This window comes from Pseudomonas sp. 39004 (assembly GCF_028682155.1).
Taxonomy (GTDB): domain Bacteria; phylum Pseudomonadota; class Gammaproteobacteria; order Pseudomonadales; family Pseudomonadaceae; genus Aquipseudomonas; species Aquipseudomonas capeferrum.
In genome coordinates, this window is sequence record NZ_JANIAG010000168.1 from 1 (window position 1) to 12,549 (window position 12,549).

General features: G+C 63.8%; 8 protein-coding genes. 5 read left to right on the forward strand and 3 right to left on the reverse strand.

Features of this window, described 5'->3' with window-relative positions; translation table 11 throughout:
* The first annotated feature begins 85 nt into the window (after window positions 1-85).
* The 5 genes from aceE to NP534_RS22130 all read left to right on the forward strand — a co-directional run bounded on the left by aceE (window position 86) and on the right by NP534_RS22130 (window position 8,829).
* Window positions 86-2,731, forward strand: coding sequence for a pyruvate dehydrogenase (acetyl-transferring), homodimeric type (gene aceE / locus NP534_RS22110; protein WP_274100117.1), 2,646 nt, complete (start codon window positions 86-88; stop codon window positions 2,729-2,731).
* A gap of 13 nt (window positions 2,732-2,744) precedes the next feature.
* The gene (aceF, locus tag NP534_RS22115; RefSeq protein ID WP_162525116.1) at window positions 2,745-4,385 is read left to right on the forward strand and encodes a dihydrolipoyllysine-residue acetyltransferase; all 1,641 of its coding nucleotides are present in this window, start codon (window positions 2,745-2,747) and stop codon (window positions 4,383-4,385) included.
* 357 nt (window positions 4,386-4,742) lie between these two features.
* On the forward strand, window positions 4,743-7,433 hold the full coding sequence (locus NP534_RS22120; protein ID WP_274100118.1) for a sensor domain-containing protein: 2,691 nt from the start codon (window positions 4,743-4,745) through the stop codon (window positions 7,431-7,433).
* 100 nt (window positions 7,434-7,533) lie between these two features.
* Complete coding sequence (gene msrA, locus NP534_RS22125) at window positions 7,534-8,202, forward strand: peptide-methionine (S)-S-oxide reductase MsrA (RefSeq protein WP_274100119.1); 669 nt, start codon at window positions 7,534-7,536, stop codon at window positions 8,200-8,202.
* Between the two features lie 3 nt (window positions 8,203-8,205).
* Entirely contained in the window at window positions 8,206-8,829 is a 624-nt protein-coding gene (locus NP534_RS22130; RefSeq protein ID WP_274100120.1) for a glutathione S-transferase, read from the forward strand.
* Window positions 8,830-8,937: 108 nt separating this feature from the next.
* Here the strand turns inward: NP534_RS22130 and creD are convergent, their stop codons facing one another.
* The 3 genes from creD to creB all read right to left on the reverse strand — a co-directional run bounded on the left by creD (window position 8,938) and on the right by creB (window position 12,480).
* Entirely contained in the window at window positions 8,938-10,266 is a 1,329-nt protein-coding gene (gene creD / locus NP534_RS22135; protein WP_274100121.1) for a cell envelope integrity protein CreD, read from the reverse strand.
* 100 nt (window positions 10,267-10,366) lie between these two features.
* Window positions 10,367-11,800 carry a two-component system sensor histidine kinase CreC gene (creC, locus tag NP534_RS22140; protein ID WP_274100122.1) on the reverse strand — a complete coding sequence of 478 codons (1,434 nt, stop codon included), beginning with the start codon at window positions 11,798-11,800 and terminating at the stop codon, window positions 10,367-10,369.
* The gene (gene creB, locus NP534_RS22145) at window positions 11,800-12,480 is read right to left on the reverse strand and encodes a two-component system response regulator CreB (protein ID WP_274100123.1); all 681 of its coding nucleotides are present in this window, start codon (window positions 12,478-12,480) and stop codon (window positions 11,800-11,802) included. Before creB ends, creC begins: the two co-directional genes overlap by 1 nt.
* Between the last annotated feature and the right edge of the window lie 69 nt (window positions 12,481-12,549).

The window sequence follows — 12,549 nt, forward strand, 5'->3', positions numbered from 1 at the left end:
TCCAAGAATTCACGACGTCTGCCCATAAGGCCAGTCGCAAACTCAGGCAATCGATTCTGGTTGCCTTTCCGCCCTGGAGCAAGCCATGCAAGACCTCGATCCAATCGAAACCCAGGAATGGCTGGATGCCCTGGAGTCGGTCCTCGACAAAGAAGGCGAAGACCGCGCTCATTACCTGATGACCCGTATGGGCGAGCTGGCCACCCGTAGTGGCTCCCAGCTGCCGTATGCGATCACCACGCCATACCGCAACACCATCCCTGTCACCCACGAAGCACGCATGCCTGGCGACCTGTTCATGGAACGCCGCATTCGCTCGTTGGTGCGTTGGAACGCTCTGGCCATGGTCATGCGCACCAACCTGAAAGACTCGGACCTGGGCGGGCACATCTCCAGCTTCGCCTCCAGTGCCACCCTGTACGACATCGGCTTCAACTACTTCTTCCAGGCCCCGACCGAAGAACACGGCGGCGACCTGGTGTTCTTCCAGGGCCACGCTTCGCCAGGCGTTTACGCCCGTGCCTTCATGGAAGGGCGCATCAGCGAAGACCAGATGAACAACTTCCGTCAGGAAGTGGACGGCAAAGGCCTGTCTTCGTACCCGCACCCTTGGCTGATGCCTGACTTCTGGCAGTTCCCGACCGTTTCGATGGGCTTGGGCCCGATCCAGGCGATCTACCAGGCACGCTTCATGAAGTACCTGGAAGCCCGTGGCTTCATCCCGGCCGGCAAGCAGAAGGTCTGGTGCTTCATGGGCGACGGCGAGTGCGACGAGCCGGAATCCCTGGGCGCGATCGCCCTGGCTGGCCGCGAGAAGCTGGACAACCTGATCTTCGTCATCAACTGCAACCTGCAGCGCCTCGACGGCCCGGTTCGCGGCAACGGCAAGATCATCCAGGAACTCGAAGGCGTGTTCCGTGGCGGTGGCTGGAACGTCAACAAAGTCGTCTGGGGCCGTTTCTGGGACCCACTGCTGGCCAAGGACACCAACGGTGCCCTGCAGCGCCGCATGGACGAAGTCATCGATGGCGAGTACCAGAACTACAAAGCCAAAGACGGCGCCTACGTGCGTGAGAACTTCTTCAACACCCCAGAGCTCAAGGCCATGGTCGAAGACCTGTCCGACGACGAGATCTGGAAGCTCAACCGTGGCGGCCACGACCCGTACAAGGTCTACGCGGCTTACCACCAGGCGGTGAACCACAAAGAGCAGCCGACTGTCATCCTGGCCAAGACCATCAAGGGTTACGGCACCGGTGCAGGCGAAGCCAAGAACACCGCGCACAACACCAAGAAGGTCGACGTCGACAGCCTGCGTCACTTCCGTGACCGCTTCGACATCCCGGTCAAGGATGCCGACCTCGAGAACCTGCCGTTCTTCAAGCCAGAAGAAGGTTCAGCCGAAGCCAAGTACCTGGCCGAGCGCCGCGCTGCCCTGGGTGGCTTCGTGCCGCAACGTCGCGCCAAGAGCTTCAGCGTACCGACCCCATCCCTGGAAACGCTGAAAGCGATCCTGGACGGCTCGGGCGACCGTGAAATCTCCACCACCATGGCTTTCGTGCGCATCCTGGCGCAGCTGGTCAAGGACAAGGAAATCGGCCAGCGCATCGTCCCGATCATCCCGGACGAAGCCCGTACCTTCGGTATGGAAGGCATGTTCCGCCAGTTGGGCATCTACTCGTCGGTCGGCCAGCTCTACGAGCCAGTCGATAAAGACCAGGTGATGTTCTACCGCGAAGACAAGAAGGGCCAGATCCTCGAGGAAGGCATCAACGAAGCCGGCGCCATGTCGTCGTTCATCGCTGCCGGTACCTCGTACAGCTGCCACAACCAGCCGATGCTGCCGTTCTACATCTTCTACTCGATGTTCGGCTTCCAGCGTATCGGCGACCTGGCCTGGGCCGCTGGCGACAGCCGCACCCGTGGTTTCCTGATCGGCGGTACCGCCGGCCGTACCACCCTCAACGGTGAAGGCCTGCAGCACGAAGACGGTCACAGCCACATGATGGCGGGCACCATCCCGAACTGCCGCACCTATGATCCGACCTACGGCTACGAGCTGGCGGTGATCATCCAGGACGGCATGAAGAAGATGACCGAAGAGCAACAGGACATCTTCTACTACATCACCGTGATGAACGAATCCTACCAGCAGCCAGCCATGCCGGCCGGTGTCGAGGAAGGCATCATCAAGGGCATGTACCTGCTCGAAGAAGACACCCGCGAAGCCGCGCACCACGTTCAGCTGATGGGCTCCGGCACCATCCTGCGCGAAGTCCGCGAAGCGGCGAAGATCCTGCGTGAAGAGTTCAACGTCGGTGCCGACGTGTGGAGCGTCACCAGCTTCAACGAACTGCGTCGTGACGGCCTGGCCGTGGAACGCGCCAACCGCCTCAAGCCTGGCCAGAAGCCTCAGCTGACTTACGTCGAAGAGTGCCTGAACGGTCGCAAAGGCCCGGTCATCGCCTCCACCGACTACATGAAGCTGTTCGCCGAACAGATTCGCCAGTGGGTGCCGAGCAAAGAGTTCAAAGTCCTGGGTACCGATGGTTACGGTCGCAGCGACAGCCGCAAGAAGCTGCGTCACTTCTTCGAAGTCGACCGTCACTTCGTGGTGCTGGCTGCCCTGGAAGCCTTGGCTGACCGTGGCGAGATCGAACCGAAAGTGGTGGCTGACGCTATCGTCAAGTTCGGTATCGATCCGGACAAGCGCAACCCACTGGACTGCTGAGGAGTATTTTTAAGTGAGCGAACTCATTCGCGTACCTGACATCGGCAGCGGTGAAGGTGAAATCATCGAGCTGTTCGTCAAGGTCGGTGACCGTATCGAGGCTGACCAGAGCCTGCTGACCCTGGAGTCCGACAAGGCCTCCATGGAGATCCCGGCCCCCAAGGCCGGCATCGTCAAAGAGCTGAAGGTCAAGCTGGGCGATCGCCTGAAAGAGGGCGACGAGTTGCTGGTTCTGGAAGCCGAGGGCGCTGCTGCGTCCGAGGCCCCAGCCGCCGCACCTGCCCCTGCCGCTGCACCGGCTGCCGCTGAAAAGCCGGCTGCCGAAGCGGCCCCTGCGCCGGCTGCAGCCCCTGCTGCTGCCAGCGTGCAGGACATCCACGTGCCGGACATCGGCTCGTCGGGCAAGGCCAAGATCATCGAAGTGCTGGTCAAGGTCGGCGACACCGTCGAAGCCGACCAGTCGCTGATTACCCTAGAGTCCGACAAGGCCTCCATGGAAATCCCTTCGCCCGCCGCTGGCGTGGTCAAGGAAGTGATCGCCAAGCTGGACGACGAAGTCGGCACCGGTGACCTGATCATCAAACTGGAAGTCGCGGGCGCCGCCCCGGCTGCTGCGCCAGCGCCTGCCGCTGCTGCACCGGCCAAGGCTGAGGCGGCTCCGGCCGCCGCACCGGCTGCCGCTGCCCCCGCTGCTGCCCCTGCACCGGTCGCTACCGCACCGGCTGCCGGCAACAACGCCAAGGTTCACGCAGGCCCCGCTGTTCGCCAGCTGGCCCGTGAGTTCGGTGTCGAGCTGGGCGCGGTTGCCGCGACCGGCCCGCACGGCCGTATCCTGAAAGAAGACGTGCAGGTTTACGTCAAGGCGATGATGCAGAAGGCCAAAGAAGCACCGGCAGCTGCCGGCGCGACTGGCGGCGCTGGCATCCCGCCGATCCCTGCCGTGGACTTCAGCAAGTTCGGTGAAGTGGAAGAAGTGGCCCTGACCCGCCTGATGCAGGTCGGTGCCGCCAACCTGCACCGCAGCTGGCTGAACGTGCCGCACGTGACCCAGTTCGACTCTGCCGACATCACCGAGCTGGAAGCCTTCCGCGTTGCGCAGAAGGCCGTGGCCGAGAAGGCTGGCGTCAAGCTGACCGTGCTGCCGCTGCTGCTCAAGGCCTGCGCCTTCCTGCTCAAGGAACTGCCGGACTTCAACAGCTCGCTGGCACCAAGCGGCAAGGCCATCATCCGCAAGAAGTACGTGAACATCGGCTTTGCCGTGGACACCCCGGACGGCCTGCTGGTCCCTGTGATCAAGAACGTCGACCAGAAAAACCTGCTGCAACTGGCTGCCGAAGCCGCTGCACTGGCCGAGAAGGCGCGCACCAAAAAGCTGTCGGCCGACGACATGCAAGGCGCCTGCTTCACCATCTCCAGCCTCGGCCACATTGGCGGCACCGGCTTCACGCCGATCGTCAATGCGCCAGAGGTGGCGATCCTCGGTGTGTCCAAGGCAACCATGCAGCCGGTGTGGGATGGCAAAGCCTTCCAGCCGAAGCTGATGCTGCCGCTGTCGCTGTCCTACGATCACCGTGTGATCAACGGCGCTGCCGCCGCGCGCTTCACCAAGCGCCTGGGCGACGTGCTGGCGGATATCCGCACCCTGCTGCTGTAAGGCGGCAAGCTGCCCCTCGCAAGAGGGGCAGTACCCTTTTCGAGCTGCCACGCTCGTACCTCAACCCCGTCATTTGGCGGGGCTTTTTTTTGTCTGGATATCCTGGGAGGGCTTCGCCCTCCATCGCGACACAAGGCTCCTACAAGGCGATCGCGGTTCCCTGTAGGAGCGGCCTTGTGTCGCGATGGGCCGCAACGCGGCCCCAAAATCTCCAGCCAAACTACAGAATCGGCCACATCAGCCGATAACCCTTCCACAGCATCACGCATGGCCGCTTGCCAGCCCTCGGGACATGATGCAACCTTGCCAGATCCACCGTCGCCGCCAGGCTGCGTTCCCTCTTCAAGCGAGTCTTCGATGAAAAGCCAACCCGATGCCGCCAGCCGTGTGGCGGCCGAGGTCGTCACGCAGCTACCCGTGCCCTCGCGGCTCGGGATGCTGCGTTTCGAAAGGCTCAACGAAGCCACCTGGGCGATGCTCTACCTCGACCCTGCCTGCGAGCGCCAGTTCGGCCTTCAGGCCGGCGAACTCTGTGCCATGGTCGATGCGCCCTATGCCAGCCTGATGGAGCCCGAGGCCCGCTACAGATTGCACGATGAAATCCAGTCGCAGCTGGCCCGGCGCGGTTATTACCGGGTGCGCTACACCCTGCATGGCCCGGGTGCATCGCTGCGTCTGGTCGAGGCCGGGGAGGCCTACAGGCAGCACAATCGCCAACTGCTGCGCGGCTACCTGAGCGTGCTCGACGATCCGCCCGACGACGCCAACGACGCAGACCCCAGCGAGCTGGAGTCACGCAACACTCGCCTGCAACTGGCCCTGCAACTCAACCAGCGCGCCCAGCAAGAACAGCTCGAACACCTGGAGCGGGTGCGTGGTCAGCAAGACCTGATCCTGCGCCTGGCCCGCCAGCGCTACAGCGCCGAAAATTCGCTGCTCGAAGCCGCCGAGCTGATCACCCAGAGCGCCTGCGAAATCTACAAGGTCGACAGCGCCAGCATCTGGCACCTGGAAGACCAGCGCCTGGAGCCGATCAGCGCCTGGTATCGCCACGAGCAGCAACACCGCCTGCCCGAAGCCATCGATGCCAGCCGCTTTCCCGACTACCTCGACGCCCTGCACGCCAGCCGCGCCATCGATGCCCACAACGCCAGCCACGACCCGCGTACCCGCGCCCTGACGCAAAGCCTGCGCCCCGACAACAAAGCCATGCTCGATGCCAGCGTGCGCGTCGATGGCCAGGTCATCGGCGTGTTGTGCCTGGAGCAAAGCGGCCAGCCGCGGGCCTGGCAGTCGGACGAAATCGCCTTTGCCGGTGAGCTGGCCGACCAGTTCGCCCAGGTCATCACCAACCACAACCGGCGCACGGCAGCCAGTGCCCTGCACCTGTTCCAGCGCGCCGTAGAGCAAAGCGCCAGCGCCTTTTTGCTGGTCAACCGCGATGGCGTGGTGGAGTACGTCAACCCAAGCTTCACGGCGATCACCCAATACAGCACCGACGAAGTCCAGGGCCGCCAACTGGCCGAACTGCCCGCCCTGGAAAACCTCAGCGAGCTGCTGTTCGATTCGCCGTCGAGCCTGGCCATGGGCAACAGCTGGCAGGGCGAATTCAAGAGCCGGCGTAAAAACCTCGAGCCCTACTGGGGCCAGCTGTCGATTTCCAAGGTGTATGGCGACAACCGCGAGCTGACCCACTACATCGGCATCTACGAAGATGTCACCCAAACCAAGCTGGCCCAGCAACGCATCGAACGCCTGGCCTACACCGACAACCTGACCAACCTGGGCAACCGCCCGGCCTTCATCCGCAGCCTCGACGAGCGCTTTGCCCGCAACGACGAGCATTCCATGTGCCTGCTGCTGGTGGACATCGACAACTTCAAGCGCATCAACGACAGCCTCGGCCACCAGACCGGCGACAAGCTGCTGGTCAGCCTCGCCCGACGGTTGCGCAACAGTCTCAGCGCCGGCGGCATCCTGGCGCGCTTTGCCAGCAACGAGTTTGCCGTGCTGCTCGACGACACCCACCTGGAAGATGGCCAGGGCGTCGCCCAGCAATTGCTACGCACCCTCGACAAACCGATGTTCGTCGACAACCAGCTGATCAACGTCACCGCCTCGGTGGGCCTGGCCTGCGCGCCGCTGCATGGCATCGACCCGGCAAGCCTGATGAAAAACGCAGGCCTGGCCCTGCACAAGGCCAAGGCCAACGGCAAGCACCAGGTGCAGGTGTTTACCGAAGTGCTCAATGCCGAGGCCAGTTACAAGCTGTTCGTCGAGAACAACCTGCGCCGCGCCCTGACCCAGAACGAGCTGGAGGTGTTCTACCAGCCCAAGCTGTGCCTGCGCAGCGGCCGCCTGCTGGGGCTGGAGGCACTGCTGCGCTGGAACCACCCCGAGCGGGGCATGATCCGCCCGGACCAGTTCATCAGCGTGGCCGAGGAAACCGGCCTGATCATCCCCATCGGCAAGTGGGTGGTGCGCCAGGCGTGCCGCATGAGCCAACAGCTGCGCGAGGCCGGCATGGGCAACCTGCACGTGGCCATCAACCTGTCGCCCAAGCAGTTTTCCGACCCTGACCTGGTGGCATCAATCAGCTCGATCATCAAGGAGGAGGCCCTGCCCCCGCACCTGCTGGAGCTGGAGCTGACCGAAGGCCTGCTGCTGGAAGCGACCGAAGACACCCACCGCCAGCTCGACGAGCTCAAGGCCCTGGGCCTGACTTTGGCCATGGACGACTTCGGCACGGGCTATTCGTCGTTGAGCTACCTGAAGAAGTTTCCGATCGACATCATCAAGATCGACCGCAGCTTCATCAACGAAATCCCCGACAACCAGGACGACATGGAGATCACCTCGGCGGTGGTGGCCATGGCCCATAACCTCAAGCTCAAGGTGGTCGCCGAGGGCATCGAGACCCCGGCGCAATTGGCGTTTCTGCGCCGGCACCGCTGCGATGTGGGCCAGGGGTATCTGTTCGATCGGCCGATTCCGGGGCGTGAGCTGGCCGAAAAACTCAAGCGTTATCCGCGCGGCCCGGTGGCCTGACAGCGGCGCCAACCTCGTGCACTATAGAGGCCATTCCGGCCCTTTCGCGGCCAACACTTATCTATCTGACAAACAGATATCTGAAAAAAGAGGAGCGGCCATGGTCCTGCGTTCGGAAATCCTGGTGAACAAAAACGTCATGCCAACTGCGGAGCAGGCGCTGCCTGGCCGCGAAACCCCAATGTCCCTGCCCGAGTTCCACTATGTGTTCGAGGGCACGCCCCTGCTCGGCCCGTTCTTCGAAGGCGACATCGACTTCGCCATCTTCGGCCTGGGCTGCTTCTGGGGCGCCGAGCGCCGCTTCTGGCAGCGTGAAGGCGTGGTCAGCACCGTGGTCGGCTATGCCGGCGGCTTCACCCCCAACCCCACCTACGAAGAGGTCTGCTCGGGCCTGACCGGCCACACCGAAGTGGTGCTGGTGGTGTTCGACAAGAACAAGCTCAGCTACCGCGAGCTGCTGGCGATGTTCTGGGAACTGCACAACCCGACCCAGGGCATGCGCCAGGGCAACGATGTCGGCACCCAGTACCGCTCGGCCATCTACTGCACCTCGCCGCAGCAGCTCGACGAAGCCAAGGCCAGCCGCGACGCCTTCCAGGCCGAGCTGAACAAGGCCGGTTTCGGCGCGATCACCACCGAGATCGACCAAGCGCCAACCGTGTACTTCGCCGAGGCCTACCACCAGCAGTACCTGGCCAAGAACCCGGGCGGCTACTGCGGCATCGGCGGTACCGGCGTGTGCCTGCCGCCCAGCCTGCAAGGCAATTGAACCATGGCCACGATGACGCTGTTCCACTCGCCGCTGTCGCCCTTCGTGCGCAAGGTCATGGTGGTGCTGCACGAGACTGGCCAGCTTGACCGCGTCACCCTGCAACCGGTGAATATCAGCCCGGTGAGCGGCGACGCGCAGCTCAACCTGGGCAACCCGATCGGCAAGATCCCGGCCCTGCGCCTGGACGACGGCACGGTGCTGCACGACAGCCGGGTGATCTGCGAATACCTGGACCTGCAGCATGTCGGCCTGCCGTTGCTGCCGCGTGAAGGCTCGGCGCGCTGGCGGCGCATGACGCTGGTGTCGCAGGCCGATGCGATCATGGATGCGGCGGTGTCGTCGCGCTATGAGAGCTTCCTGCGGCCTGAAGGCAAGCGCTGGGACGGCTGGCTTGAGGCGCAGGGCGACAAGATCCGCCGTAGCCTGGCCAACCTGGAGCAGGAGCACCTCGCGGAACTGATCTCAGGCTTTGACCTGGCCGCGATTGGTGTGGCGTGTGCGCTGGGGTATCTGGACTTGCGTCAGCCTGAGTTTGGCTGGCGCGAGCGCCAGCCTGGGTTGGCGGCGTGGTATGCCGAGGTGGCCAAGCGGCCTTCGATGGTCGCCACAGCACCGACAGCCTGACAGGGCCATTCGCGGGGCTGCAAAGCAGCCCCAATCCTTACTTGGGTATCACAGGAAACAACTGCCCGATCCTGAGGGCCAACCAGCGCCCGATTTCTCTATCCTCCCTCATGCCGACCTCCCCACCCGTGCCCAGTCCAACCGCCGGGTCAGCACCATGAACACACCCAGCAAGCCAAAGCACAGCAGCGAGCCCATCAGCAGCGCATAGTCCTCGGCGCTGAGCAGCCCATAAAGCATCGCGTACAGCGCTGCCAACCCTGCCGCAAACCCCACCCCACGCCCGAGGCTGTGCAGCACGTGGCTCAGGTAGAAGCCAATCAGCAACACACAGGCCGAAGCCGACAGCCCATACGCCGGGCCGAAGCCAATGTGCTCGGACAACGACAGCAATAGCAGGTAGAAGAACGCCAGCGCCACCCCCACCAGGATGTACTGCACCGGGTGCACGCTGAGGTTTTTCAACACCTCGAACAGGAAGAAGCCAGCAAAGGTCAGGGCGATGAACAACAGCGCATATTTGATCGCCCGCTCGCTCTTCAAGTACTGGTCCACCGGGTCGACGAAGCTCACGCCGAAGGTCCGTTCGCTGAAGTCCGTGCACTCCCCCACGCTGGCGCACTGGCGCAGGGCGTCTTCGAGGTTGGTGGCGAAGAACGACGTCTGCCAATTGGCACTAAAGCCCTGGGCATCGATGTCGCGACGGCTGGGCAGGTAGCTGCCGATGAAGCTTGGGTGCGGCCAGTTGGCGCGCAGGTCGACACTGCTGGTGCGGCCCACCGGCAATACCTGCAGCTGGCCAGTGCCCTGCAACGCCAGGTCGAAGCCATAGCTGAACTCGCGCGCCTGCAGGCCATCCAGCCCTGGCAGACTGGCATGCACGCCCGCGCGCATCCAGCTGAGCCCGGTGCCGGCTTCGAACGGCAACTTGCGTTCGTCGAAGGTCAGCTCCAGGCCGTTCTCGATGCCGCGGATGTCGCTGATGCCCACCACCAGGAAGGGTTTGTCGAACTGGTAGTCGTCAAAGTCCTTGTCGATGCCCCAGCGCTCGGGGAGTTTGAAGCGGCCACTGATACGGCCCTTGGCGTGAAACAGCCGTGCCTGGTAGATACCACGTGCGCGCAGCTCGGTCTCCACGCCCAGGTCGGCATCGAAGGTTTCCGGAAGGAAGTACAGGTGACCGGCGATGGTGCTGGTTTCCTGGGTACGCTCGCCGTCCTTGTCGATCCAGCGCCGTTGGTACTTGCGGTAGGGCACCACCAGCAGCGGGCCGCTGAGCTGCTGGTCGAAACTGGCGCTCTGGGCGATGTCCCGCACCACACTGTCACGCAGGCTCTGGCGCTCGTCGATCAGGCCATTGATCAGCAGCAGGGGGATCAGCAACAGCAACATCAGCAGGGCAATCATGCCGAGCTTGAAACTCAAGGTCTTGTTCATGGGGCCTCCTATGGCAGTGGGCGCAGTGTCTGCGCCTTGCATGGAGGCTTTGGGGAGACTGTATGGAGATTGCGTGTTTTTGCGCGTAGCCCCAGCAACCTCAGCTGATACGCCGCCCCGGCAGCCACAACCGCACCCGCACCCCGCCGTCAACGTTATCCACCGCCAACGTACCGCCATGCAACTGCATCACCTCAGCCACAAAATTCAGCCCCAGCCCGGTACTCTTGCGCCCGCTGCCCGGCCGCGGCAGTGAGTAGAACCGCTCGCTGACCCGCCCGATGGCATACGCCGGGATCGCCTGCCCCTGGTTGAACAGGCTCAATGCCACGCGCCCGCCCTCGCGCTCCAGCTCGAACAACAGCGCCCCGCCCGCCGGGGTAAAATCCAGCGCGTTATCGAGCAGGTTGGCCAGCGCCTGGCGCATCAGAAACGGATCACACAACAACCGCAGCCCCACCGGCACCCGCTGGCGCACCTGCAGGCCAGCCCCTTCGATACGTGCCGCATGGGCCAGCAGCAGTTCGTCGACCAGCGACGCCAACGCCACCTGCTGCTCGTCTTCCAGCGCCTGCATCTGCTCGACCCGTGCCAGGTTGAGCAGGCGCTCGATCATCTGCTGCAAGCGCTCGCTCTCACGTTCGATATTGCCCACAAAGCGCGCCCGCTGTTCGGCTGGCATATCGCCCTGCAGCAACTCGGAGGCACCGCGAATGGCCGCCAGCGGGCTTTTCAGTTCGTGGGTCAGGGTATGTACGTAGCGCTCGACATAGGCTTTGCCTTCCAGCTGCGTGCGCATGCGCTCCACCGCATTGGCCAGGTGCGCCAGCTCGCCGCCCTTGTAGTGCGGCAGCGCCGCCCGTTCGCCTTCGCTGACGGCCTGGGCGTAGCGGGCCAGCCTGCGCAGCGAGCGCGCCAGCCACCACGACAGCGCAGCACCGATCAACAGGCCCAGGCCGATCAAGCCCAGGCCCAACGTCAGCAAGCGCTGCTCGGAGCGGTCGATGTAGGGTTGCAGCGAGCTGTTGGGCTTGGCCACGGTCACCACGCCGATGATCCGGCCGTCATCGATGATCGGCGCGGCCACGTGCATCACCGAGGTGCTTTCGTCATCAGCGACGCTGCGCGTGGAGCGGGCGCCGTATTCGCCGCGCAGGGTGAGGTAGACATCGTTCCACTTCGAATAGTCCTTGCCCAGGCCTTCACCGCTGGAGTCGAGCAGGACGATGCCTTTGGCGTCAGTCACGTAGATGCGGTGGCTGACCTGATTCTTCGCCAACCCCCAGATCTGCGCGCCCGGGCTACGCGACCCGTAGGCCTTGAGCACTTCGGGCAGGCGGCTCTGGCCGAGGGTGCCGGCCTTGACGTCATCGTGCAGGATCTCCGCCAGCAGGTTGGCGGTGTCTACCAGGGTTTCCTCGGACGACTGGCGCACCACCGGGCGGATCTGCTCGCGCACTGTGTTGAGCAGAAAGTAGCCCGCCAGCCCGACAAACAGGAAGTACACCAGGAAGATCCGGATGCCCAGGCGCATCAGGCGTGATCCGGGCTGTAGCTGTAGCCCAGGCCGCGGTGGGTCTGGATCGGCTCTGCCGCGCTGGCCACCAGGCGCAACTTGGCGCGCAGGCTCTTGATATGGCTGTCGATGGTGCGCTCGTAGCCCACGTCGGAGGCCACCCCCAGGGCATCGAGCAATTGCTCGCGGCTGAATACCCGCTGGGGCTGCTCCAGCAGGCATTGCAGCAGGCGGAACTCATGGCGGGTCAGGGCCAGCGGCTGGTTGCGGTAGCTGATCTGCATGCGCAGGGTGTCGAGCTGGAACAGCGTTGCCGCAGCAGCAGGCTCGGCCCTTGGCGCCATGCGCTTGAGGATCGCCCGCACGCGCGCGGCCACCTCGCGCGGGCTGAAGGGTTTGACCACATAATCGTCGGCACCGATCTCCAGGCCCACGATTCGGTCGATTTCGCCATCGCGGGCGCTGAGGAACATCACCGGCACTTCGCTGAAGCGGCGCAGCTGGCGGCAGGTTTCGAAGCCACTGATATCGGGCAGGCCGATGTCGAGGATGATCAGGTCGGCCGGGCGCTGGCGTTGCTGGACGAGGGCCGCGCTGCCCAGGGTCACCCATTCGGTGCTGTGGCCATCGGCCTGCAGGGCGTAGACCAGCGTGTCGGCGATGGCGGCTTCGTCTTCGACGATGAGGATATGGGGCATGGTGCGCGGCCTGTGCAAATGTCGATGGCGACGCACTATTGTGTAGGAGCGGCCTTGCGTCGCGATAGG